This window comes from Pseudomonas sp. GL-RE-29 (assembly GCF_019947275.1).
In the GTDB taxonomy this organism is placed as follows: Bacteria; Pseudomonadota; Gammaproteobacteria; order Pseudomonadales; family Pseudomonadaceae; genus Aquipseudomonas; species Aquipseudomonas fluorescens_A.
In genome coordinates, this window is sequence record NZ_JAGYGD010000015.1 from 58,221 (window position 1) to 83,141 (window position 24,921).

Here is a 24,921-nt window from a genome sequence, read left to right on the forward strand (position 1 = left end):
AACCCGGCGCGCCCGAGGGCGCCATGCGCACAGCCACCATCAAGTACAGGTGAACACCTGACTGGATGACACTTATGCAACCGTGAATGGATAGCCGGGCGACTAAACCCGGTCACTGATGAGCAGTGACGCGAATCAAGTTACCGATGGCCTCCAAAGCGCACAAGCCGGCGGATTCTGGCGTACCCGTAGGCAACGGCGCAAGGTCTTGTAGCTTGCAGGAAGTATCCTTAAACGCCTTTAAACACGAGCCCTGCGCCGGTAAAACCTGTAGGAGCGAGCCTGCTCGCGAAAGGCTCAAGGACACCGCTGCGTATCTGGTTTTGCGCGTTATCGTTCACGACCATCGTCGGAACGCCGCCCGGAGCAGGCTCGCTCCTACAGGGGACGAGGTTTACTTGCGCGGTTTGATTCGTGCCGTGGCTTCAGCGACCAAGGGATCATCCGGCCAATAGTGCTTCGGATACCGCCCCTTCAAATCCTTCTTTACCTCGGCGTAGGTACTGCGCCAGAAGTTCGCCAGATCCTGCGTCACCTGCACCGGCCGCCGTGCCGGGGACAGCAGGTGCAGCTTGACCACTTGCCGGCCACCGGCGATGCGCGGGGTTTCGGCCAGGCCGAACAGTTCCTGCAAACGCACCGCGAGAATCGGCGGTTGCTCGCTGTAGTCCAGACGAATCGATGAGCCGGAGGGCACGCTCAGATGATGCGGCGCCAACTCGTCGAGCCGCTGCGGCAGCGGCCACGGCAGCAGGTTGTGGACGATGCTCGACAGGTCGAGATTGGCGAAATGACTGAGCCGCGAAACTTTGCCCAGATACGGCATCAGCCAGTGTTCGAGGTTTTTGAGCAGCGCAGCGTCGCTGACGTCCGGCCATTCGCTTTCGCCCTTGCCGGCCATATCCAGCTGACGCAACAACGCCACCCGCGCCTGCCATTGGCGCAGCTCCGGTGTCCACGGCAACAGCTCCAGACCTTTGCGTCGCACCAAATTGACCAGCGCCTGACTGCGTGCAGTTTCATCGAGCCCGGTCAGCGGTTCGCGGCTGAGGATCAGCTCACCAACCTTGCGCTGGCGCTCGGCGCGCAACACGCCTTCGCGCTCGTCCCAATCCAGTTGATCGACGCAGCGCACCTGCTCCGCCAACACTGAATCGAACAGCGCTGGATCAAAATCCGCCGCCAGATAAATCCGCTCTTCACGCTGGCCCTGACGACTGCCCAGATCGGCGATCACCAGCCACGCTTGCTTCATCAAACTGTCCGCTTCAGCGAACAACGCCGCGCGACCGTTGGCCAAACGATACTCGGCACCACCAGCCCGGCGCTGTTGGGCAACGCGGTCGGGATAGGCCAGCGCCAGCAGCGCCCCGAGCCAACGCGGATGGTCGGGATCGCTGACCGGTTCCGACGCCTTGCCACGCAGATAACCGCGATATTGCCGCGCCAGTTGCCGCGCTCGCTGCACCCCGCCCTGAGCACCGCGAGCGGCGCGTTCTTCACCGGACAACAGCACCAGTCGGCTGTGCAGATCCGCGCCGGCGCCACGCAAAATATCGCGCTCGCCGAGCAGTGCCGCGACGTCACACGCCATGTCGGCCAAACCGAGCGCTTGCCCGCGCAACAACAGATGCGCGATACGCGGATGCGCCGGCAATTCGGCCATGGCCTGACCGTGACGGGTCAGCGCTTCGCCATCCAACGCACCCAGTCGATCGAGCAAGTCCTGAGCCTGTGCATAAGCCGCTGCCGGTGGTACATCCAGCCAAACCAACTGGCCCGGCGTCACGCCCCAACGCCCCAACTGCAACGCCAATCCGGCGAGGTCCGCCGAGAGAATTTCCGCACTGCCGTAGGCCGCCAGTTGCTCGTGCTGATCCTGCGACCACAAGCGATAACACACACCCGGCTCCAGTCGCCCGGCCCGACCCGCGCGTTGCGTGGCGCTGGCCTTGGAAATGCGCTGGGTGTCGAGGCGGGTCATGCCGCTGCCGGGATCGAATCGCGGCACCCGCGCCAGCCCGGCATCGATCACCACGCGCACGCCATCGATGGTCAGGCTGGTCTCGGCGATGTTGGTGGCCAGCACCACTTTGCGCTTGCCCAGCGGCGCCGGATCAATCGCCGCACGTTGCGCTGCGAGGTCCAGTTCGCCGTGCAACGGGCAAAGTAAAACCTGAGGGTTATCGCCCAGCGCATCGGCCAATTGCTGATGCACGCGCCGTATTTCCGCCTGCCCCGGCAGGAACACCAGCACGCTGCCGGTTTCGTCGTTCAAGGCTTCGAGAATGGTCTGCACCAGTCGCGGCTCGATGAATTCACCGGCCTGAAACGGTCGGCCCCAGCGCATCGCCACCGGGTACATGCGCCCTTCGCTACGCAAAATCGGCGCATCGTCGAGCAACCCTGCAAGGCGTTCGCCTTCCAGAGTCGCGGACATCAAAAGGATTTTCAGCGGTTGATCTTCGCGGAACAATTCCCGGCCATTGAGGCTCAGGGCCAGCGCCAGATCAGCATCGAGACTGCGTTCGTGGAACTCGTCAAAGATCAGCAACCCCACGCCTTCCAGCGCCGGATCGTCCTGAAGGCGACGAGTGAGAATACCTTCAGTGACCACTTCGATACGGGTCTTGGGGCCGACCTTGCTGTCGAGCCGAATGCGATAACCCACGGTTTCGCCGACCTTCTCACCCAGCTCACTGGCCAACCGCTCCGCCGCCGCCCGCGCCGCCAAACGACGCGGTTCGAGCATCAGGATGGTCTGCCCGGCCAGCCACGACTCATTGAGCAAGGCCAAGGGCACGCGGGTGGTCTTACCGGCGCCGGGCGGTGCTTCGAGCACAGCTTCATGGCGCGTAGCGAGTGCTTCACGCAGGGCGGGTAAAACTTCATCAATCGGCAAAGAAATCATGCTGGCTCCCAAACAGAGGGCGCGAGTATACGGCGAACAAGCCCTATACCTTGAATGCTGAACGTATGCGCTCTGCGACTTCAGCGATAGTGACACCACGCAGCCCCAAGGCTTTCATGTCGACGTCCAGAGAGGGCATAACGGCGAGAAATTTGCGCAAGTCAGTCGCGATGTCCTCCGGAAGACTGATATCTGAATCAGCCGACAGAAGACGAGACAAAAGCACAATGTCCAGGTCTCGCGTGGAACGGAACTCAATGCCCGCCTCTTCAAGGGCCAGGCTGGCTGCAACACCACCGATGAGCACATAACGCTCCGCGTGACCGGCAAAAGCTTCGCGGAAAGTATCCAATCCCTTCACCATTCAATCTTCTCCATCATTTCATCAAGGCTCAACTGAACTCTGTCGTCGACGTTGTCCCTCAGGCTCAGATAGAGAGACAGGGGATCAACGCTTTCTGGCGGCAATGGAATCCGGGTTCGACCTGACACGTGATCAGGGGAATAGCTCCAGATCTCGACCTCGACAACAGGGTCGTCGATGGGGTCAATTTCCGCACGACCTGAGCGAGCGACTTCCGAATCCCAACTTTCTTTGGTGAAGGCAATAACGGGTATCGATGGCTCGCCCAGCAAGGACGCCCTGCTGAGCGCTGACAACCCGGCAGCTCGTTGCACCGATGGATGCCAGTCTGCGTACACAACCCGTTTCACCGGACTTTGCAGAATAGGAAGGGATTTTTCCCATATCGCTTTTGGGTCTGCCACGAAACGCCAACGCGATGATTTCCCACTGGATGCTGGCTCTATCAATCCGAACGAATAAAGCTCTTTCATCGCCCTGGATATCGTCATTTTTGAGTAGAGGTCTGCGTCAGCGAGGTCCGTACCCCGAAAGGTTTGATTCTCCTCCCATCCTCGATTGAGGGTTGCGATCAGCACGGCCTGGCTGGCCGGACTCAAGGCTTCTTTTTCTATCTGCCTGCTGCGGTAGAACTCACGCAGATCGAGTCCAAGTTGTGGCGCGAACAGCTGGTTGCCAGGAACAACAAACTGAATCGCGGACTCGATGAGACGTTTACGCTCAAATGACTGGAGTGCGCCGGTCGCATAGAGAATCGGGTAATCGACCGTCTTTTTCAGTACGTCGATGTGCTTGCGAATCTTCGCTGCATTTTCGAAGGGTTCGTGAGCAAGTAGCAGCAGGCATTGGCAGCCATGCAACATCACGACGTCGAAGGTGTATTCATCCAGGAGATAGAAAGGCAAACCCTTGGATTTCGCCCAACGTTTGATCTCGGGCTTCGCCCCGAAAATCTGCTCGAAGTAATTCTGAATTTCTTGCCGACTGGTTTTCATCTCAGCACCAAGTAACACGATTTACGCACAGTAACAGCGGCGATGTTACCGTGCAATAATCGCGTTACGAGCCTAAATGCTTTGCTTGATATTACTTGAGCACAGCTTCATGGCGTGTCGCCAGGGCTTCACGCAGGGCGGGTAAAACTTCATCAATCGGCAAAGAAATCATGCTGGCTCCCAAACAGAGGGACGAGTATAACGGCGAACTGTTTGGCGTAGTCTGAGCTCAAACCAGTAACGCTCTTAGCGTTCTACTCAGGAGATTTCATATGCGTGTTCCCTTTCGCCTGATCGGCGGTGTTCTGGTCGCGACCCTGCTGACTCAGGTCACCGCGTGCGGTTCGATTTTCTACCCGGATCGTCGTGGCCAGATCGATGGCAAGATCGACCCGGCCATTGCCGTGCTCGATGCCGTGGGCCTGCTGTTCTACATCATCCCCGGCCTGATCGCGTTTGCCGTGGACTTCGCCACCGGGGCGATTTACTTCGAGCCGGGCAAGACTGCGCAAGTCGACCCGGAAAAACTCAAAGACGCCATCGGCGCGGACGGCAAGGTCGATAACCTCAAGTTGCAGTCTATTCTGGAGCGTGAGTTGGGTCGCAGCCTGCCGCTGGACGATCCGCGCCTGATCCAGCACAAGGGCAGCACCCAGCAACTGGCCATGTTCGGCCTGCAACCCGCCGCGTAATCGGGGCACGACAAGGAACATCCGCACCCATGATCTCAAGCGTCGAACACGCCCGCCTGCTGCGGCTGGCGACCCGTGCCTCGGTGGCGGTGGCCTGCACGCTGATCATCGCCAAAGCCATCGCCTGGTGGCTGAGCGGTTCGGTGAGCATGCTCGCCGGGTTGACCGACTCGACACTCGACGGCGTCACAGCGCTGCTCAACCTGCTGGCGGTGCACTACGCCTTGCGCCCCGCCGATGACGATCATCGCTACGGGCATGGCAAGGCTGAATCACTGGCCGGCATGGCGCAGGCGCTGTTCATTGGTGGCAGTGCGGTGCTGATTGCGTTGCAGGCGTTCGACCGGCTCAAGCATCCGGAACCGGTGGGCGCGCCGTGGATCAGCATCGGGGTGATCGTGTTTTCCCTGGGCCTGACTTTGGCGCTGCTGATGTTGCAGCATCGGGTGGTCAAGGCCACCGGCTCCAACGCGGTGCGCGCCGACTCCCTGCATTACCGCTCGGACATGCTGCTCAACGGCAGCATTCTGGTGGCGCTGGTGCTGGCCGGATTCGGCTGGCAACAGGTCGACGCCTGGTTCGGTTTGGGGATTGCCGCGTACATCCTCTGGAGCGCGATCACAATCGCCCGGGAAAGTTTTGCGGTATTGATGGATGAAGAACTGCCGCCCGATGTCAGCCAGCACATGCTGGAACTGGCGTGCAGTGTGCCGGGCGTGTTGGGTGCGCACGACCTGCGCACGCGGATTTCCGGCAACCAGTGGTTTGTGCAGTTGCACCTGGAACTGCCGGGGGAATTGACCTTGTCAGTCGCCCACGGCATCAGCGATCAAGCCGCCGATGCGATCCATGCCGCTTACCCGCGAGCCGAAGTGTTGGTGCACGCCGACCCGCAGGAAGTGGTGAAAGCCGCCAGGGCTCAGAAACTCACCTGATAGCCGCGACTGCTCAGGCAGTTGCCCTGGGCCTGGCGATAGTTCTGCACCACCGAAGGGTCCGGCTGATAGGTCGCGGTTCGCGGGTCGAAACCACTCTGTTGCACCGCGTATTGATAGCACTCGAAACCGTCCTGATTGACCTGTTCCTGAGACTGACCGTTGGCCGGATACGCTTCCACGTCATAACGGTTGCTGGCAGCTTGCGGCGGCTGTTGCGCTTGCAGGTTGCCCACCGGCGGCTCGACCACGACGTAATCCTGGGTGCTCTCTTGGTAGGCGTAATACGAACCCGCCGCCAGGAACAACACCGACCCGCCGATCAAGACTTGTTCGGCGTAATCCGGCAAGTAGCGAACGCGAATTCCGCGCGGTGGTTCGACCACCACATAGCGTGGCCCCAGCGGGCGATACCAGTAACCGCCGGAATAGAAATAGTCCATGCCACGGTAAGGCACGCGGTATTCGCGGTCCGGGAAGCGATCGATCACGTGCCCCGGGCGATATTGCGGGCCTGGGCCCCAACCATTGCCATGCCCGCTTGGGCGGCCTTGCCATTGATTGTTACTCGACGGCGCGCCGATGTAGCCGTTCCAGTGCTGGTTGTTATCGTTACGACGGGGCACGTCCTGATAGTAACCACGCTGCGGCGGCTGGGTCTGGCGCACGGCATCGGGCCGCGGCTGGATCGGTAAGTCATTGGCTGGCAGTTGTGGGGGTGGCGGTGGCGACCGAACCGGGCTGTTGAAGTCTGGCTGTTGACGAGGCGGGTGCTGACCATTGTTCTGATTCTGGCCGTTGTGCTCGAACTGGCGACTGTTGTCGCCACGAATGACGTCGTTGTTCTGCTGGTGCGGCTGATTCTGTTGCTGGCCATTCTGCTGGTGCGGCTGATTGTTGCCGCCATGGCCTTGATTATTGTTGCCCTGATGGCCGCCCTCCCCGTGCTGCCCGCCGTCGGGACCCCGGTTCTGCGGCTCATCGGCGAACGATTGCGCAGTGACACTGACACACAGCAAACCAACACCGGCCAAACGCCAGATGCGCGACTTCATGCTTTTCCTCACTGAGGGTTAGGGCCTGTAGGTAAGACTTGGAAAGCACAGGCCGGTTCTGCAACAGGTTATCAGTCGCGAAACTTATTTATTGAGGCCGGAGGTCAAATTCCAGGCAAAGAAAAGGGGAGACCCGTCGGCCTCCCCTTGAGAACTTCGTCCGTGCTCGACGCTTTTGACGTCGGCTCACCTCACGCCGTCTTCTGGACAGTGTGTAGCTCGGGGGCCTGCGCATCCCCGGTGGGGGTGGTGGCCGCGACTGGCCTGATTGGGCGAGTCGCACTGGACTGTTTGTCCGAGCAGTGATTCTGGTGATAAGAATAGGCCTGGGGCGCTGGCAGAGGATTGCGAAGATTGCTGAAATAAACATCACTTGCGCAATTTTTAACCCTGGATAGATAATCTGTCGCAATAGTTACGACAAGGGACCGTTTGATGAGCAAACTCGACCGTTACGACCTGAGCATTTTGGCTGAATTGCAGCGCGATGCGCGCATCTCCAACCAGGAGCTGGCCGAACGCATCGGCCTGTCCCCTTCGCCCTGCTCACGGCGAGTCAAACAACTGGAAGACGACGGCTACATCTCCCGCCAGGTCGCCCTGCTCGACCGCAAGATGCTCGGCCTGAGCCTGACCGCTTACGTGCTGATCGGCATGGACCGGCACACCCCGGAGCGTTTCGAGAATTTCGAAGCGGCGATTCGCACGTTGCCGCAGGTGTTGGAATGCAGCCTGGTGACCGGGATGGATGCCGACTACCAGCTCAAGGTGGTGGTGCCGGACATGGATCACTATCAGAAATTGCTGCTGGGGCATCTGACACGGATTGAAGGCGTGACCAGCGTGCGTTCGAGTTTTGTGTTGAACCAGGTTCTGAACAGTACTGAACTGCCTTTAACTCATTTGCGCAGCTGATAGAGGGTGTGGGGCTGACTGTGGCGAGGGAGCTTGCTCCCGCTCGGCTGCGAAGCAGTCGCAGGCCCGATACATGCGGTGTGCCTGAGATAACTCGATTGCAGATTTCAGGGCCGCTCCGCGCCCCGGCGGGAGCAAGCTCCCTCGCCACAGCTGCGACACACTGCCGCAGGTCAATACTTCGCGCAACCTGCGAGGCGTATACTCCCCGCGCCCTTTTAGCCTCGTCCGCGCTGGAGATGTTCAATGGATCCTGCAGTTTTCGAAGAGTGGATGATGACCGGACTGGTCAGCATCCTGATCATTTTCATGGGTTTCATCGTCTGGGATCTGGCGAAGAAGTCCAAGGCCGGGCGCTTTGGCTCGTTCATTCTGTTCTTCGTGCTGGGCCTCGGCGTGGCCGCATTCGTGATCAAGAGCGTGGTGATCGGCCTGATCGAGTCCGGCACTTTATAAGCGCGCCGGCACTTCTTTCCACTGGCCCTGATCGAGCCCTTCGATCGTCCAGTCGCCGATCCTGACCCGCACCAGCCGCAATGTCGGCAGCCCGACCGCCGCCGTCATGCGCCGCACCTGCCGATTACGGCCCTCGCGAATCACCAACTCCAGCCAACTGGTCGGCACGCTTTTGCGAAAGCGTACCGGCGGGTTGCGTGGCCACAGCTCCGGCTCATCCAGTTGCCGCGCCTCGGCGGGCAAGGTCATGCCGTCGTTCAACTCCACGCCATCGCGCAAACGCTGCAATTGCTCGGCGCTCGGTTCGCCTTCTACCTGCACCCAATAAGTCTTGGCCAGTTTATGTTTCGGGTCGGCGATGCGTGCCTGAAGCTGGCCGTCGTTGGTCAGCAGCAGCAAGCCTTCGCTGTCGCGGTCCAGTCGTCCTGCCGGGTAGATCCCGGGAATCTCGATGTAATCCTTGAGCGTCGCGCGCCCTTCGCCGTCGCTGAATTGCGTCAGCACGTCGAACGGCTTGTTGAACAGGATCAGTTTCGGCTCCGCCGGTGGTGCCTTGGCGACACGACGCGGGGCTGAAGGGGTTGGCTTCGCGCCAGGGCGGCGGGAAACGGGACGTGGAGGACGGGACATGGCAGAGAGAACATCTAGCGATCAGGGCTGCTAATGCTAGTGCCCCGACCGCCAAATGACCATGACAACCGTTAGCGGAACGGCGGCTCGTCGAAGCTGCGCAGTTTGCGCGAGTGCAGAGAGTTGAGCTCGGTGCGCAACAGATCCACCGCCTCGATACCGATTTTCAAATGCTGGCTGACCGCGCGTTCATAGAAGGCGTTGGCCGAACCCGGCAACTTGATCTCGCTGTGCAGCGGCTTGTCCGAGACGCAGAGCAACGTGCCGTAGGGCACGCGCAAGCGATAGCCTTGCGCTGCAATCGTGCCGCTTTCCATGTCCACCGCCACGGCGCGAGACAGGTTGATCAACGGCCGCTCCTGGGCCCAACGCAGTTCCCAGTTACGGTCATCGTAGGTCAACACGGTGCCGGTACGCAGGCGTTTCTTCAGCTCATCGCCCTTCTCGCCGGTGATGTTGGCCGCCGCTTGCTGCAAGGCCATCTGCACTTCGGCCAGGGCCGGGATCGGAATGTTCGGCGGCACCACGCGATCAAGAATCCCGTCGCGACGCATGTAAGCATGCGCGAGCACGTAATCGCCGATGGTCTGGGACTGACGCAAGCCGCCGCAGTGGCCGATCATCAGCCAGCAATGCGGGCGCAACACGGCCAGGTGGTCGGTGATGTTCTTGGCGTTGGATGGGCCGACGCCGATGTTCACCAGCGTCACGCCGTGGCCGTCGGTGGCGATCAGGTGATAGGCCGGCATCTGGTAGCGGTGCCAGACCACGCCCGCGGCAATCGCCGAGGCTTCGCCGTGGTCCATGCTCTTTTCGATGATCACGTTGCCCGGCAACACCATGCGCACGAAACGCGGATCGCTGCGCAGTTGTTCCAGGCCATGGACGATGAACTGGTCAACGTAACGGTGGTAGTTGGTCAGCAGGATCCACGGCTGCACATGCCGCCAGTCGCTGCCGGTGTAATGCACCAAGCGGCGCAGGGAGAAATCCACACGCGCGGCGTCAAACAGCGCCAGCGGCAGCGGATCGGTGTTTTCCCAATCGTACAGGCCATCGGCGATGCCATCAGTGGCGGCCGACAGATCAGTGCTCGGGAACACCCGCGCCAGCACGGCAGCGGTCACGCCGGAGCCGGCCAGCTCATCGCCCTGCTCGACCACGTACGGATAAGGAATGTTCTGCTGGCTGACACCGACTTCGACGGTCACGGTGAAGTCGTGCATCAACGGCACCAGCTGTTCCAGCAGGTATTTACGGAAAGCCGATGGATGGGTGACGGTGACGCTGTAGGTGCCCGGCAGCTGGACCTTGGCGTAGGCGCGGGTGGTCTGCGGGACTTCGCCATGGCAATGGTAGGTCAGGCGCAATTCGGGATAACGAAACAGAGCACGCTGCTCGGCATCGGGCTCGACGCGGTCCTTGAGGTAGCGCTTGAGCGCCTGATTGAGCGCGGTGGTCGCACGATTGTGCAAGAGTGCAAGCCGATCCACGGCTTGCTCGGCGGTTTGAACGACAATAAAAGCTTCGGTCACGATCAGCATCCTGTGTTCTGACTTGCAGACCTTCATCTTGCCTGCATCGTCGCTTCACGGGAACAGTGGCATGCAGGTACAAAATACTGAACACACCAAAAAAACTGTGGGAGCGGGCTTGCCCGCGATGAGGGTGTATCAATCGACATATTTGTTGACTGATACACCGCCATCGCGGGCAAGCCCGCTCCCACAGGTTCATGCAGTGTTTGAATGTACCTAATTAGAAACCTTGAGGCGTCGAACGGGCGACTATGGCCTCCACATCCAGCCCCCGCGGCAACGCACCATAGACCCGGCCGCCGCCGTTCAGACGACTGGCGATAAAAGCATCACTGACCGCCGTATTCCCCGCTTCCAGCAACAGCTTGGCCTGCAGCCCCAACGCAATGTCTTCGGTCAACTGCCGGGCGCGATATTGAATGTCGCTGGTGTCCTTGAAAGCGACCTGCAATTGGCTGATGTGCGCAGCCAGACGCTTGTCGCCATGTCCATCGCCCAACTCGCTGAACAACGCATCCAGCACGCCCGGCTCCTTCGACAACGCACGCAACACGTCGAGGCATTGCACGTTGCCGGAACCTTCCCACGTCGAATTCACCGGCGCTTCGCGGTAAAGGCGCGGCAGGATGCTGTCTTCGACATACCCCGCGCCACCCATGCATTCGGCGGCTTCGTTGATCATGGCCGGCGCGCGCTTGCAGATCCAGTACTTGCCCACCGCCGTCACCAGCCGGGCGAATTTCGCTTCCTGCGAATCGTCCAGATGGTCCAGCGCCCGGCCCATGCGCAGACTCAACGCCAGCGCGGCTTCGCTCTCCAGCGCCAGGTCCGCCAGGACGTTTTGCATCAAGGGTTGTTCACTGAGCAACTTGCCGCCGACCGAGCGGTGAGCGCAGTGATGGCTGGCCTGGGTCAGCGCTTGGCGCATCAGGGAACTGGAACCAACCATGCAATCGAAGCGGGTCATGGCGACCATTTCGATGATCGTCGGCACGCCGCGCCCCTCTTCGCCGACCATCCACGCCAGCGCGCCACGAAACTCCACTTCGCTGGACGCGTTGGAGCAGTTGCCGAGTTTGTTTTTCAGGCGCTGGATGTAGAACTGATTGCGCGTGTCGTCCGGGCGATGGCGCGGCAACAGGAAGCAGGTCAGTCCCTTGTCGGTCTGTGCCAGGGTCAGGAAGGCATCGCACATCGGCGCCGAACAGAACCACTTGTGCCCCACCAGTTCGTAAGCCTGGCCGGGACCGCTGGCACCCACCGGATACGCCTTGGTGGTGTTGGCCCGCACGTCGGTGCCGCCCTGTTTCTCGGTCATCGCCATGCCGATGGTGACACCGGCCTTGTGCGCCATGCCGACGTTGCGCGGGTCGTATTCGGTGCTGAGGACTTTCGGCAGCCATTTATCCGCCAAATCCCGTTGCAGGCGCAGCGCCGGGACACTGGCGAAGGTCATGGTCAACGGGCAGCCGCTGCCGGCTTCCGCCTGACTGTGCAAATAAGTCATGGAGGCGCGGGCGACGTGGGCGCCGTCCTGCGGATGCGCCCAGGGCAACGAGGTCAAACCGTGCTCGACCGCCGTGCGCATCAGTTCGTGATAGGCCGGGTGAAATTCCACCAGGTCGATGCGGTGGCCATAACGGTCATGGCTGCTGAACAGCGGTTTGTTCTGATTGGCCAGAAACCCCGCTGCCATCAACGGCCCGCCGGCCAGCGCACCATAAGCATCGATCCGCGATTCGGCCCAACCGGCCCCGAAACGCCGCGACCATTCCTGCAGCGGCAAGTCGATGCGATACAGGTTGGCACCGTCCAGTGACGGCGGCTGGTTGGTGACTTCGTGGGTTTCGGCGAACTGATGCAGGTTCATGACGGGGCTCCTTTGGTCAGCCAAGGGATTTCAGTTAAGCACCGCCCCCCGGCCGTTCAAAGTGTCATATCTGCCTAACTGTCGGCACTTTCGCCTTGTTGCGAGCAGAGTACGCGACGATAGAGCGCCGCCTGCAAATCCTCGAATTTCACCGGTTTGCTCAGATGATCAATCAGCGCGCCGGTCGGGCAGCGCTCTCGATCAGTGCCCTGGGCAATCATGAACAGAGGCAAGTCCGCGCAGCCCGGCAAGGCGCGGATCTGGCAGCAGACCGACGCCCCGTCCGATGACTGCGACTGACAGTCGAGCAGCACCGCATCAAAGGTTTCACGCTGCAAGCAATCGAGCGCGGCGGCGCCACTGTCAGCGGTGCGCACCCGAAAACCGAGCTTGAGCAACATGCCGCGCATCACCAACTGATTGATGCTGTTTTCATCCACCAGCAACACGGTGCAATCCTGCGGCAGTCGCAGCCGCGTGAAGTCGCCGGCCATCAGGGGCACCGGCGGACGCTCCAGCGCTGGCAAATCGAATTCCACATCGAGTTGAAAGCGGCTGCCACTCCCGGGTTCCGAACGGTGCGTCAGGCGCCCGCCTAGCAACTCCACCAACTGTCGACAGATCGCCAGGCCGACACCCAGTCCGCCGTACTCGCGGGTCATCGAACCGTCGAGCTGGAAGAACCGCTGATACATCGTCGCCTCCCCCAAATCGGTGAACCCGATGCCCGTGTCGATCACCGCAAAGGACAACGCCATGCGCTCGTTATCCAGCGCTTTCCCGCTCACCCGCAGCGCCAACCCGCCAATCCGGGTGAACTTGATGGCGTTGTCCAACAGGCATTCCAGGCATTGCGCCAACTTGGCGCTGTCGCCGTGCAGGCGATCCGGGACACCCGGCGCCACGTCGACCTTGAAGTCCAGCGACTTGCTCGCCGCATTGCCGTCGAACTGCACACGCAACGCCTCGACCACACCGCGCAGGCTGAAGGTCGATGGGGCGGCCTTGAGCTTGCCGGCCTGCAACTCGGTCAGGGTCAGAATGCCGTTGACCATGCGCATCATGTCTCGTGCCGACCCTGCGGCGGTTTGTTGGTATTGCTCCAGCTCCGGGTCCATATCGACGGTTTGCATCAACTCCAGTGAACCGATTACCCCGTTCATGGGGGTGCGCAACTCGTGGGTCAGGGTGGCGAGGAATTCGTCCTTGAGCTTGTTACTGCGCGCCAGTTGCTGGTTCAGCACCTCAAGCTTTTGCCCGGCGTCGAGCAGGGTTTGCGCCTGCTGCTCGCGCATGGCGTTGATGCGGTCGGCCAGTGCCAGGGACAGCAAAGCCACTTCGATGGCCGAGCCGATTTGACTGGAATACATGGTGAGGAAAACGTTCGGCAGATAACCCAGGACCATGAGCGTATTGATGATGCCGCCCAGCAAGAACGCCGACCAGGCAATGATGAAATACCGCGCCACTCGCAGGCCACGCAGCCAGGCAAAAATGCCCGCGGCAAAAATCACCACCGTGAAGGTCAGCGCCAGCGCCGTGGCCAAGCGTAAGGCCAGGGCGTAACTGGTCATCAACGACAAACCAACCACGACTGCGCTGAACACTACCAACGCCAGAAGCACCCAATCCAGACGGCGACTGTGCATAGCCGTCTGCAAGAAACTGCGGGCAAACTGACTGCCGAACAGCCCTGCGCAACCGATGAAAAACGGCGTCGCCGCGTTGGCCCACCAGGGATTGTCCGGCCAGAAATACTGCACGGCTGCACCGTTCACCGACAGCTGATACAAGCCAAACGAAGCAATGTAGAAGATGTAATAGAGGTAGCTGGTGTCGCGCACGCTGAGGTAGATGAACAGGTTGTAGACCAGCATCCCCAGCAACACGCCGTAGATCAGCCCGAGTACATAGAGGCGCACGGGTTGTTCTTCGAGGTACGCGGTGCTGGACCACAAGGTGACGGGTGCCTGGATCGACCCTTGGCTTTGCAGGCGCAGGAAAACGGTTTGCGTTTGCTCAGGGATGAAATCCAGATTGAAGAGGTAGTTGTTCTGGCGAATCTCGCGACTGGCGAACGGCAAGGCATCGCCGGTCTGCCGGACCAGTTGATAGTTGCCGGCAGCGTCAGGCAAGTAAAGATCCAGGTGATCGAGCGGCGGATAGGCCAGTTCCAGCAGCCAGGTGCGTTGCGCCGTCGGGTGGGTCGGGCGGTATTGCAGGTCGATTTTCAGCCAGAACACTGAACGCGAATACCCGGCGTTGAGGGTGGCCTGATCGTGGGGCTTGAAGTTGCCGGCCGCGGCTTGCGCGCGCACATCGGCGACGGAGGCCTGACCGCTCACGTCTTCGAACACTTGCAGGGAGCGGCCCAGGGGAAGGCTTTGGGTGAACTCATCGAATTCGACGGCGTTCGCCAAATAGGGCAAACACAACATCAACATCAGCAAATAGCGCATTTATGCCCCAGCGTGGCCTGTCCGGTCCTGTCAGGAAGCCCCCCATTCCTTTTGAGTAGACGTAAAACCGGTGATACCTGTTATTGGTTTGGATCCACTCTAGCATAGCCGTTGATGGCTAATGAGCACTACAGAAATTTTTCCTACAAAGGCTCTAGAACGGGCGTTCCAGCGAAGATTGTTGAGATAGAGCTGTTGACTTGATGAGATTCTTCAAACGCACCGTGGACATTAAGCAACCCGTGGCGAGGGAGCTTGCTCCCGCTGGGCTGCGAAGCGGCCCCCAATACACTCTGTCAGTGATACCACGCCGCCTGACTTTACGACTGCTTCGCAGCCGAGCGGGAGCGAGCCCCCTCGCCACAATGTATCGCCCGGACTGCTTGTCGCAACAACCGAAAAAACATGTTTGGTGGTAAGCTCGCGCACCATGAATATCTACAGCTCTCGCCCCGTTGTCCTCTGTCTCTCCGGCCACGACCCAAGTGGTGGCGCCGGCTTGCAGGCAGATATCGAAGCCCTGCTCGCTCAGGGTTGCCATGCGGCTCCGGCCGTCACCGCCCTGACCGTGCAAGACACAGTCAATGTCACTGACTTCCGCGTCCTCGACCGTGAGTGGGTGTTGGCCCAGGCCAATGCCGTGCTTAACGACTCCGAAGTGGCGGCGGTCAAACTGGGCATGCTCGGTTCCCTGGAAATGGTCGACACCGTGGTCGAACTGCTTTCAGCGCACCCGCATTTGCCAGTGGTCTGCGACCCGGTGCTGCGCGCCGGCGGCGGCGGGCGACTGGGCAAGGACGAAGTGGGCTACGCCATGCGCGAACGCCTGCTGCCGCTGTCGATCATCGCCACCCCTAATCTTCCCGAAGCCCGCATCCTCGCCGAACTGCCTGAAGGCACCGCGGACGAGTGCGCGGAAAGACTCCTGCCGTTCGTCAAACACCTGCTGATCACCGGCGGCCATGGCGATGAAACCGAAATTCACAATCGCCTCTACAGCCGTGACGGTCACCGCGACACCTTCACCTGCCAGCGCCTGCCGGGCAGTTATCACGGCTCGGGCTGCACGCTGGCCAGTGCGCTTGCCGGTCGTCTGGCCCAAGGCGAAAACCTCGCCAGTGCCGTACAGACCGCGCTTAACTACACGTGGCGCACCCTGCGCGATGCCGAGCAGCTGGGCAAAGGCCAATTCGTGCCACGCCGTCTGCCGCTGGACTTCTGTTCGTAACTTTCCATTAGCACTGCGGTGAGGCTTGTCCGATGAAACTACGTGGCCTGTACGCCATTACCGATAGCCAGTTGCTGGCCGGTAAATTTCTTTCGTACGTGGAGGCGGCGCTGGAAGGCGGCGTCACCCTGCTGCAGTACCGCGACAAAAGCAGCGATGAGGCCCGTCGGCTGCGCGAGGCTGAAGCCTTGCGCGATTTGTGCGAACGCTACAAAACCCAGCTGATCATCAACGACGACGCCGAACTGGCGGCGCGCCTGAACGTTGGTGTGCACCTGGGACAGACCGATGGTCCGCTGTCGCCGACCCGCGCCCTGCTCGGCTCCAAAGCCATCATCGGTTCGACCTGCCACGCGCAACTCGAACTCGCCGAGCAAGCCGCCAAAGAAGGCGCTACTTACGTCGCCTTCGGCCGCTTCTTCAACTCCAACACCAAACCCGGCGCGCCGACCTGCAGCCTCGAATTACTCGACCAGGCCCGCAGCAAATTGCACCTGCCAATCTGCGCGATCGGCGGCATCACCCTCGATAACGCCGCCCCGCTGGTGGCCCATGGGGTCGATCTGCTGGCGGTGGTGCATGGCCTGTTTGGCGCCGAGAGCACGGCAGAAGTGACCCGCCGCGCCCGCGCATTCAACGAATTACTAAAAGTCTGAGAGCCCGATCATGTCTCGTTCCGAAACCCTGTTTGCCAATGCCCAGAAACACATTCCCGGTGGCGTGAACTCGCCAGTCCGCGCGTTCAAGAGCGTTGGCGGCACGCCGTTGTTCTTCAAGCACGCCGAAGGCGCCTACGTCACCGACGAAGACAACAAACGCTATGTGGATTACGTCGGTTCCTGGGGGCCGATGATTCTCGGCCACAGCCATCCGGACGTACTGGATGCAGTGCGCAAGCAACTGGAGCACGGTCTGTCCTACGGCGCGCCGACCGAGATGGAAACCCAGATGGCTGATCTGGTCTGCTCGCTGGTGCCATCGATGGAGATGGTACGCATGGTCAGCTCCGGCACCGAAGCGACCATGAGCGCGATCCGCCTGGCCCGTGGTTTCACCGGTCGCGACAGCATCATCAAGTTCGAAGGCTGCTACCACGGTCACTCCGACAGCCTGCTGGTCAAGGCTGGTTCCGGCGCCCTGACCCAAGGCGTGCCAAGTTCGGCCGGCGTACCTGCCGCGTTCGCCAAACACACCCTGACCCTGCCGTTCAACGACATCGACGCCGTTGAAGCCATGCTCGCCGAAGTCGGCCAGGACGTGGCCTGCATCATCGTCGAACCCGTGGCCGGTAACATGAACTGCGTCCCGCCAGCGCCAGGCTTCCTCGAAGGTTTGCGGAGCCTGTGCGACAAGCACGGCGTGGTGCTGATTTTCGACGAAGTGATGACCGGTTTCCGTGTCGCCCTCGGCGGTGCCCAGGCGCACTACGGTGTGACACCTGACCTGACCACCTTCGGCAAGATCATCGGTGGCGGCATGCCAGTCGGCTGCTTCGGCGGCAAACGCGAAATCATGCAGCGCATCGCGCCGCTGGGTCCGGTTTACCAGGCTGGTACGTTGTCGGGTAACCCGTTGGCGATGGCCGCCGGCCTGACCACCCTGCGCCTGATCAGCCGTCCGGGTTTCCACGACGAGCTGACCGACTACACCACCCGCCTGCTCGACGGCCTGCAAGTACGTGCCGATGCCGCGGGCATTCCGTTCGTGACCACTCAGGCCGGTGGTATGTTCGGCCTGTACTTCAGCGGTGCCGACGACATCGTGACGTTCGATGACGTAATGGCCAGCGACGCTGCCCTGTTCGGCCGCTTCTTCCATCTGATGCTGGAAGGTGGCGTGTACCTGGCGCCGAGCGCCTTCGAAGCCGGCTTCACCTCGATCGCCCACGGAGACGCCGAACTGAAGTTGACGCTGGATGCCGCCGAGCGCGCATTCGCCGCACTGAAATAACGTTGTCATGCTGACGTTGGCCATGGCCAGCGTCGGCTTTCACCTGCATTCCCGCGTTTTTTCTTACTCATCTGCCAGTCATCCCCCGCAAAGTGGGCGATATATTTCCCGTGCAGCAGAAAAACGAGTAAAGACTTTGTAAGGTTGGCCCTGCTTATTTCATAATGCGCGCTTATTGGATCCCCTCGATGGGTCCGCGCGCCCTTCAGAGGTAAGTCGATTCCCATGAACCGCACCGGCCGCGCCCTTTCACTGGGCTGCCTGTTGCTCCTTCAGCCCCTGCTCGCGCTCGCACAAGCAGGCGGTAACTCGTTGTTAATCCCAGCGATGGGTCGTTGCACCCTCAATACCCAGCCGCAAGACCTGGCACAGGCGCTCGCCGCCTGCCAAAAAGCGTCGGATGAAGGGGATGCGCAAGCGCAATACGAGTTGGGTGAGTTCTACTACGAAGGCAAAAACACCCCGCGCGACCTCAATCAAGCCCTGAGCTACTTCGAAAAAGCCTCGCTGCAAGGCCACGCCCAGGCGCAATTCAAACTCGGCAGCATGTTTTTCCACGGCGAAGGCGTACCGGCCAATAATATTCAGGCGTACATCCTGCTGAAAATGGCAGCGGTCAATGGTGCCGAAGATGCGCTGGACACTGCCGATGAAGTCACCGAGAAAATGCCCCGCGAAGAACTCGAAGTTGCCACCCAGGTGCTCGGGCAGATCTTCCGCAAATACCTGATGGAATTGCAGAGCGCCGACGGGCGTACGCCATTTTCGCCATTACCCTAAAATTGCCAGCGGTTCCCAGTGGCGAGGGAGCTTGCTCCCGCTCGGCTGCGCAGCAGTCGCAAAATCAGCAACCGAGGTGTATCAGAAAGAATCCGCCGGCTGATTCAGGGCCGCTTCGCGCCCCAGCGGGAGCAAGCTCCCTCGCCACAGGTTATTTCCTTCATCTCAAAATCTTTCTGTTTACTTCTCAGGCATCGGCATCGGAAACGGCATGACATTGCCGACCGCACCGCGGGCTTCGCTGATTTTTGGCGTGCCCAGGCGCTCGACTTCATCGATGCGCACAATCGAATGCATCGGCACAAAACTGCGCACCACGCCTTCGAACTGAGCCTTGAGCTTCTCTTCGCTCGGATCGACGACCACTTGCGTGCGCTCGCCAAAGACGAACTCTTCCACTTCCAGGAAGCCCCACAGATCGCTTTGATAGATCTGCTTGGCGTACATTTCGAACACCTGGCCCTGGTTGAGGAAAATCACCTTGTAGATTGGAGCTTCACGTTTGGTCATGGTGGGCGGGTAACACATCGAGGGATAAAAAAGAGGGCGCGAACTATAGCATAGCCGTCGGACGCGCAGCGGTAGGAACCTGGGTACATGTTCCCTATAATGCGCGGTTCTTTGAATCACGTGATGACTCTTTCCATGGCCAAGAAGCTTTACATCGAAACCCACGGTTGCCAGATGAACGAGTACGACAGCTCGCGCATGGTCGACTTGCTGGGCGAACACCAGGCCCTGGAAGTGACCGCCCGTGCTGAAGACGCCGACGTGATCCTGCTCAACACCTGCTCGATTCGCGAGCGCGCCCAGGACCGTGTCTACTCACAACTGGGCCGCTGGCGCGAGCTGAAACTGGCCAACCCGGACATGGTGATCGCCGTCGGCGGTTGCGTGGCCAGTCAGGAAGGGGCGGCCATTCGCGATCGTGCCCCGTACGTTGACGTGGTGTTCGGCCCGCAGACTTTGCACCGTCTGCCGGAAATGATCGACGCCGCGCGCATCACCAAACTGCCGCAAGTCGACGTCTCGTTCCCGGAAATCGAAAAATTCGACCACCTGCCAGAGCCGCGCATTGACGGCCCGAGCGCCTACGTGTCGGTGATGGAAGGTTGCAGCAAATACTGCACGTTCTGCGTGGTGCCTTACACCCGTGGCGAAGAAGTCAGCCGGCCGTTCGACGACGTGATTGCCGAGATCATTCACCTGGCTGAACACGGCGTGCGCGAAGTGACCCTGCTGGGGCAGAACGTCAACGGTTATCGCGGGACCACCCACGACGGTCGCCTGGCCGATTTGGCCGAGCTGATCCGGGTAGTCGCCGCCGTCGATGGCATCGACCGCATCCGCTACACCACTTCGCACCCGCTGGAGTTCTCCGACAGCCTGATCCAGGCCCACGCCGAAGTACCGGAACTGGTGAAGCACCTGCACCTGCCGGTGCAGTCGGGCTCGGACCGCATCCTCGCGGCGATGAAGCGCAACCACACCGCGCTGGAATACAAATCCAAACTGCGCAAACTGCGCGCCGCCGTGCCGGGTATTTGCATCAGTTCGGACTTCATTGTCGGCTTCCCCGGCGAGACCGAGAAAGACTTCGAACAAACCATGAAGCTGATTCAGGACGTGGGTTTCGACTTTTCCTACTCGTTCGTCTACAGCCAGCGCCCGGGCACCCCGGCCGCCGACTTGGCCGACGAGACGCCGGAAGAGCTGAAAAAAGAGCGCCTGAATGCCCTGCAACATCGCTTGAACCAGCAAGGTTTCGAGATCAGCCGACAAATGGTCGGCTCGATCCAGCGGATTCTGGTCACCGATTATTCGAAAAAAGATCCGGGCGAGTTGCAAGGCCGGACCGAAAATAACCGTATCGTCAACTTCCGCTGCGACAATCCGACTTTGATCGGCCAGTTCGCCGACGTACACATCGATGCCGCGCAACCGCACTCGCTGCGGGGCTCGCTGATCCAATAACACCGACCCCTGTGGGAGCTGGCTTGCCAGCGAGAGGGCCAGCAAGCCCGACAACGATGTCGCCCGTTACATCGCCATCGCTGGCAAGCCAGCTCCCACAGTGAAATGCATTGTTCTTGAGAATGGGTGATCCATTTAAGAGCTTTCGCACCCACGCCACTGGCGCTATCCTTGAGCTCATCACTATTGCCCCAGGGCGGCTAAATACGACCTTGAACGCACCCATCGAACCACATCGTTTTATCCTCGAGCCTTTTGAGGCCCGTCGCTTCGCCAATCTGTGCGGGCAATTCGACGAGCACCTGCGCTTGATCGAACAGCGCCTGACCATCGAGATCCGCAACCGCGGCAATCAGTTCGAGCTGATCGGCGAGCCCAAACACACCACCTCCGCGGAAAACCTCCTGCGCCGCCTGTACCGGGAAACCAAGGGTACCGAGCTGTCGCCAGACATGGTTCACCTGTTCCTGCAGGAATCCGCCGTCGAGGCACTGGACAACCACTCGCCCGCTGAACCGTCCGTCGCCCTGCGCACCAAAAAAGGCATGATTCGCCCTCGCGGCTTGAATCAGCTGCGCTACGTGAAGGAAATCCTCGGTAACGACATCAACTTCGGCATCGGCCCGGCCGGTACCGGCAAGACGTATCTGGCTGTTGCCTGCGCGGTGGACGCCCTGGAACGCGAGCAAATTCGCCGCATCCTGCTGGTTCGTCCGGCGGTCGAGGCTGGCGAAAAACTCGGCTTCCTGCCCGGCGACCTGAGCCAGAAGATTGACCCGTACCTGCGTCCGCTCTACGACGCGCTCTACGAAATGCTCGGCTTTGAATACGTCGCCAAGCTGATCGAACGCCAGGTGATCGAAGTTGCGCCACTGGCCTATATGCGCGGCCGGACGCTGAACAACAGTTTCATCATCCTCGACGAAAGCCAGAACACCACCGTCGAGCAAATGAAAATGTTCCTGACCCGGATCGGCTTCGGCTCGACCGCCGTCATCACCGGTGACATCACCCAGGTCGACCTGCCGAAAGGCACCAAGTCGGGGCTGCACCATGTGATCGAAGTGCTGAAAGACGTGCCGGGCATCAGCTTTACCCACTTCATGCCCAAGGACGTCGTGCGTCACCCGCTGGTGCAGCGCATTGTCGAAGCCTACGAGCGCTTCGAGAATCGTGTGGCCGATGAAGCGCCAAAGGACAGCCGACGCGATGCTTGAGCTTGATCTGCAACTCGCGACCGAAGCGCCCGCCCCCAGCGAAGCCGAGTTCCGCCAATGGTGCGAACTGGCCCTGCGCCAGCGCACCGCCGACTCCGAGATGACCATTCGCCTGGTCGACGAAGCCGAAGGCCGCGAACTGAATAACACCTGGCGGCAAAAGGATTACGCCACTAACGTCCTGTCGTTCCCGGCAGACGTTCCGGACGAGTTTCTCGACATCCCGCTGCTGGGCGATCTGGTGATCTGCGTGGCAGTGGTCGAGCGCGAAGCCGCCGAGCAAGGCAAGGAACTCAAGGCCCACTGGGCGCATCTGGTGATTCACGGCTGCTTGCATCTGCTCGGTTACGACCATATAGATGATGACGAAGCCGAAGAGATGGAAGCACTGGAACGAACGTTGCTTGCAGAACTGGGCTTTCCCGATCCGTACGCGGACGACGAAATCGAAGTCCCCCCTACCGAAACAACAAAGGATTCAGAGTAATCGCTATGAGCGAAGATCGATCGAGCAACGGGCAGAAGTCTTGGCTGGGTAAGCTCACCCAGGCTTTTGCCCACGAGCCGAAGAACCGCCAGGAGCTGCTGGAGCTGCTGCGCGATGCACACCAGAACAAACTGTTGGACAGCGAAGCGCTGGCCATCGTCGAAGGCGCCATCCAGGTCGCTGACCTGCAAGTACGGGACATCATGGTCCCGCGCTCGCAGATGATCAGCATCAAGGCGACCCAGACACCTCGCGAGTTCCTGCCGGCCGTGGTCGACTCGGCCCACTCCCGCTACCCGGTCATCGGCGAAAGCCACGATGACGTGATGGGCGTGTTGCTGGCCAAGGACTTGCTGCCGTTGATCCTCAAGGAGAACGGCGACAGCTTCAACATCAAGGACTTGCTGCGACCGGCCACTTTTGTGCCGGAGTCCAAGCGTCTGAACGTGCTGCTGCGCGAGTTCCGCGCCAATCACAACCACATGGCCATCGTCATCGACGAATACGGCGGCGTGGCGGGTCTGGTGACTATCGAAGACGTGCTGGAACAGATCGTCGGCGATATCGAAGACGAGCATGACGTCGAAGAAGACAGCTACATCAAGCCGCTGCCCAGCGGTGACTTCCTGATCAAGGCCCTGACGCCGATCGAGAACTTCAACGAGTTCTTCGACAGCGAATTCTCCGACGACGAGTTCGATACTGTCGGCGGTCTGGTGATGAGCGCTTTCGGGCACTTGCCGAAACGCAACGAAATCACTGAAATCGGCGCCTATCGCTTCCGCATCCTGAACGCCGACAGCCGTCGGATTCATTTGCTACGTTTGACGCCTATCGCCCGGTAAAACTTAAGGATTGAAATGCGCTGGACAACCCGCCCCGGCTGGCCCGGTAACCTGCTGGCCGTGGCGGCCGGTGCTATCACCACCCTGGCCCTGGCGCCATTCGATATCTGGCCGCTGGCATTGCTGGCGGTCGGGCTTTTCTACGCCGGCTTGCGTGAACTGAGCCCACGTCAGGCCTTGGGTCGTGGCTGGTGCTTCGGTTTCGGCCTGTTTGGCGCCGGTACCAGCTGGATCTACTACAGCATTCACCACTTCGGCGGCGCTTCAGTGCTGCTGGCCGGGTTCCTGATGCTGATCTTTACGGCGGCAATTGCCTGGTTCTTCGCCCTGCCGGCCTGGCTTTGGGCGCGATGGCTGCGGCGCAACGAAGCGCCGCTGGCCGATGCCCTGGCTTTTGCGGCGTTGTGGGTCGGCCAGGAAGCCTTTCGTGGCTGGTTCCTCACCGGTTTTCCGTGGCTCTACTCCGGTTACAGCCAACTCGACGGCCCGTTGACCGGGCTCGCCCCCGTCGGCGGGATGTGGCTGATTTCCTTTACGCTGGCCCTGACCGCCGCACTGATCTACAACGGCATGCGCCTGGTTCGCACGGGCCGCAAGGCTTTCATCGCGATGGGCGCCCTGCTGCTGGTGGGTCCTTGGGTCGCCGGCCTGGCACTTAAGCATCACGCCTGGACCAGCCCGGCCGGTGCTCCGCTGAGTGTGGCGGCGATTCAGGGCAACGTCGAACAAAGCATGAAATGGGACCCGGCGCAGCTCAACGCGCAGTTGGCGCTTTACCGCGACATGAGTTTCAGCTCCAAGCGCGTCGACCTGCTGATCTGGCCGGAAACCGCGATCCCGGTACTCAAGGAGTCCGCCGAGGGCTACCTGGACATGATGGGAAAATTCGCTTCCGATCGGGATTCGGCGTTCATCACCGGCGTGCCCATCCGCGAAGTCGTGCGTCATGAAAAACGCTTCTTCAATGGCATCACTGTGGCCGGTGAAGGCGATGGCACTTACCTCAAGCAGAAACTGGTGCCATTCGGCGAATACGTACCGCTGCAGGATGTGCTGCGCGGGCTGATCGCCTTCTTCGACCTGCCGATGTCGGACTTTGCCCGAGGCCCTGCAGATCAGCCTATGCTGCAAGCCAAGGGCTATCAGATTGCGCCGTTCATCTGCTACGAAGTGGTGTATCCGGAGTTCGCCGCCAGCCTCGCCGCCCAGAGCGATCTGTTGCTGACGATCAGCAACGACACCTGGTTCGGCACGTCCATCGGCCCGCTGCAACATTTGCAAATGGCTCAGATGCGCGCGCTGGAGGCTGGTCGCTGGATGATCCGCGCGACCAATAACGGCGTGACCGGCCTGATCAACCCGTTTGGGCAGATCACCACGCAGATCCCGCAGTTCGAACGCGGCATCCTGTACGGCGAAGTGGTGCCGATGCACAACCTGACGCCCTATCTGGAATGGCGTTCGTGGCCGCTGATCATTGTTTGCGTGCTGCTGTTTGGCTGGGCGTTGATTGCCAGCCGGATGGCCAAGACTGTCTGAAGATTCGTAGCGCCTGCAAAAGATCGCAGCCTCGTTTCACTCGACAGCTCCTACAGGGGATTGCATTCCAACTGTAGGAGC

The 24,921-nt window shown here is 60.6% G+C and carries 22 protein-coding genes and 1 pseudogene; 13 read left to right on the plus strand and 10 right to left on the minus strand.

Annotated features, from left to right (window positions below):
* Positions 1-394: 394 nt before the first annotated feature.
* The 4 genes and pseudogenes from hrpB to KGB21_RS29610 all read right to left on the minus strand — a co-directional run.
* A complete protein-coding gene (gene hrpB, locus KGB21_RS14385) occupies positions 395-2,911 on the minus strand; it encodes an ATP-dependent helicase HrpB (protein ID WP_223505484.1) in 2,517 nt (838 codons plus the stop codon).
* 43 nt (positions 2,912-2,954) lie between these two features.
* Positions 2,955-3,275, minus strand: coding sequence for a hypothetical protein (locus KGB21_RS14390; protein WP_034148153.1), 321 nt, complete (start codon positions 3,273-3,275; stop codon positions 2,955-2,957).
* Positions 3,269-4,270, minus strand: coding sequence for a hypothetical protein (locus KGB21_RS14395; RefSeq protein WP_223505485.1), 1,002 nt, complete (start codon positions 4,268-4,270; stop codon positions 3,269-3,271). The genes KGB21_RS14390 and KGB21_RS14395 overlap by 7 nt, the downstream gene beginning before the upstream one ends.
* Positions 4,271-4,364: 94 nt before the next feature.
* Positions 4,365-4,442, minus strand: a pseudogene (locus KGB21_RS29610) (ATP-dependent helicase); the annotation flags it as partial.
* 100 nt (positions 4,443-4,542) lie between these two features.
* On the opposite strand from KGB21_RS29610, the gene KGB21_RS14400 reads away from it, so the two are divergent.
* Positions 4,543-4,962 carry a polyribonucleotide nucleotidyltransferase gene (locus KGB21_RS14400; RefSeq protein WP_223505486.1) on the plus strand — a complete coding sequence of 140 codons (420 nt, stop codon included), beginning with the start codon at positions 4,543-4,545 and terminating at the stop codon, positions 4,960-4,962.
* A 29-nt stretch (positions 4,963-4,991) separates the two neighbouring features.
* Positions 4,992-5,897 (plus strand): cation diffusion facilitator family transporter, encoded by a 906-nt coding sequence (locus KGB21_RS14405; RefSeq protein WP_223505487.1) that lies wholly within the window; start codon positions 4,992-4,994, stop codon positions 5,895-5,897.
* Here the strand turns inward: KGB21_RS14405 and KGB21_RS14410 are convergent.
* Positions 5,882-6,952, minus strand: coding sequence for a DUF6515 family protein (locus KGB21_RS14410; protein ID WP_223505488.1), 1,071 nt, complete (start codon positions 6,950-6,952; stop codon positions 5,882-5,884). The two genes, KGB21_RS14405 and KGB21_RS14410, sit on opposite strands and share 16 nt — an antisense overlap.
* Positions 6,953-7,387: 435 nt before the next feature.
* On the opposite strand from KGB21_RS14410, the gene KGB21_RS14415 reads away from it, so the two are divergent.
* Both KGB21_RS14415 and KGB21_RS14420 read left to right on the plus strand, forming a co-directional pair.
* Positions 7,388-7,867, plus strand: a complete 480-nt coding sequence (locus KGB21_RS14415) for an Lrp/AsnC family transcriptional regulator (RefSeq protein ID WP_007937367.1) — start codon at positions 7,388-7,390, stop codon at positions 7,865-7,867.
* Between the two features lie 246 nt (positions 7,868-8,113).
* A complete protein-coding gene (locus tag KGB21_RS14420; protein WP_007937369.1) occupies positions 8,114-8,323 on the plus strand; it encodes a DUF2788 domain-containing protein in 210 nt (69 codons plus the stop codon).
* Here KGB21_RS14420 and KGB21_RS14425 read toward each other — a convergent pair.
* The 4 genes from KGB21_RS14425 to KGB21_RS14440 form a co-directional block, all read right to left on the minus strand.
* Positions 8,318-8,953, minus strand: coding sequence for a pseudouridine synthase (locus KGB21_RS14425; RefSeq protein WP_223505489.1), 636 nt, complete (start codon positions 8,951-8,953; stop codon positions 8,318-8,320). The two genes, KGB21_RS14420 and KGB21_RS14425, sit on opposite strands and share 6 nt — an antisense overlap.
* Positions 8,954-9,024: 71 nt before the next feature.
* Complete coding sequence (gene amn, locus KGB21_RS14430) at positions 9,025-10,524, minus strand: AMP nucleosidase (RefSeq protein WP_172668662.1); 1,500 nt, start codon at positions 10,522-10,524, stop codon at positions 9,025-9,027.
* A gap of 187 nt (positions 10,525-10,711) precedes the next feature.
* Entirely contained in the window at positions 10,712-12,361 is a 1,650-nt protein-coding gene (locus KGB21_RS14435) for an acyl-CoA dehydrogenase family protein (protein WP_223505490.1), read from the minus strand.
* A gap of 74 nt (positions 12,362-12,435) precedes the next feature.
* Positions 12,436-14,820: a hybrid sensor histidine kinase/response regulator gene (locus KGB21_RS14440; RefSeq protein ID WP_223505491.1), complete on the minus strand. Its 2,385-nt coding sequence runs from the start codon at positions 14,818-14,820 to the stop codon at positions 12,436-12,438.
* A gap of 430 nt (positions 14,821-15,250) precedes the next feature.
* Here KGB21_RS14440 and KGB21_RS14445 point away from each other — a divergent pair, with 430 nt between their 5' ends.
* The 4 genes from KGB21_RS14445 (at position 15,251) to KGB21_RS14460 (ending at position 18,778) form a co-directional block, all read left to right on the plus strand.
* Positions 15,251-16,048 carry a hydroxymethylpyrimidine/phosphomethylpyrimidine kinase gene (locus KGB21_RS14445; RefSeq protein ID WP_223505492.1) on the plus strand — a complete coding sequence of 266 codons (798 nt, stop codon included), beginning with the start codon at positions 15,251-15,253 and terminating at the stop codon, positions 16,046-16,048.
* Between the two features lie 32 nt (positions 16,049-16,080).
* A complete protein-coding gene (thiE, locus tag KGB21_RS14450; protein ID WP_034148144.1) occupies positions 16,081-16,704 on the plus strand; it encodes a thiamine phosphate synthase in 624 nt (207 codons plus the stop codon).
* A gap of 10 nt (positions 16,705-16,714) precedes the next feature.
* Positions 16,715-17,998 carry a glutamate-1-semialdehyde 2,1-aminomutase gene (gene hemL, locus KGB21_RS14455; protein WP_034148143.1) on the plus strand — a complete coding sequence of 428 codons (1,284 nt, stop codon included), beginning with the start codon at positions 16,715-16,717 and terminating at the stop codon, positions 17,996-17,998.
* A 225-nt stretch (positions 17,999-18,223) separates the two neighbouring features.
* Positions 18,224-18,778, plus strand: a complete 555-nt coding sequence (locus tag KGB21_RS14460) for a tetratricopeptide repeat protein (RefSeq protein WP_034148142.1) — start codon at positions 18,224-18,226, stop codon at positions 18,776-18,778.
* A 180-nt stretch (positions 18,779-18,958) separates the two neighbouring features.
* Here KGB21_RS14460 and KGB21_RS14465 read toward each other — a convergent pair whose 3' ends face one another.
* On the minus strand, positions 18,959-19,288 hold the full coding sequence (locus KGB21_RS14465) for a DUF1820 family protein (protein WP_003185742.1): 330 nt from the start codon (positions 19,286-19,288) through the stop codon (positions 18,959-18,961).
* 135 nt (positions 19,289-19,423) lie between these two features.
* Between KGB21_RS14465 and miaB the strand changes: the two genes are divergently transcribed.
* The 5 genes from miaB to lnt all read left to right on the plus strand — a co-directional run bounded on the left by miaB (position 19,424) and on the right by lnt (position 24,840).
* Positions 19,424-20,752: a tRNA (N6-isopentenyl adenosine(37)-C2)-methylthiotransferase MiaB gene (gene miaB / locus KGB21_RS14470; RefSeq protein ID WP_034148271.1), complete on the plus strand. Its 1,329-nt coding sequence runs from the start codon at positions 19,424-19,426 to the stop codon at positions 20,750-20,752.
* A gap of 212 nt (positions 20,753-20,964) precedes the next feature.
* Complete coding sequence (locus KGB21_RS14475) at positions 20,965-21,969, plus strand: PhoH family protein (RefSeq protein ID WP_034148141.1); 1,005 nt, start codon at positions 20,965-20,967, stop codon at positions 21,967-21,969.
* Positions 21,962-22,456, plus strand: a complete 495-nt coding sequence (ybeY, locus tag KGB21_RS14480) for an rRNA maturation RNase YbeY (protein WP_034148140.1) — start codon at positions 21,962-21,964, stop codon at positions 22,454-22,456. The genes KGB21_RS14475 and ybeY overlap by 8 nt, the downstream gene beginning before the upstream one ends.
* 5 nt (positions 22,457-22,461) lie before the next feature.
* Positions 22,462-23,301 carry an HlyC/CorC family transporter gene (locus KGB21_RS14485; RefSeq protein WP_007909641.1) on the plus strand — a complete coding sequence of 280 codons (840 nt, stop codon included), beginning with the start codon at positions 22,462-22,464 and terminating at the stop codon, positions 23,299-23,301.
* 15 nt (positions 23,302-23,316) lie between these two features.
* Positions 23,317-24,840: an apolipoprotein N-acyltransferase gene (lnt, locus tag KGB21_RS14490; protein ID WP_034148139.1), complete on the plus strand. Its 1,524-nt coding sequence runs from the start codon at positions 23,317-23,319 to the stop codon at positions 24,838-24,840.
* Positions 24,841-24,921: the final 81 nt, after the last annotated feature.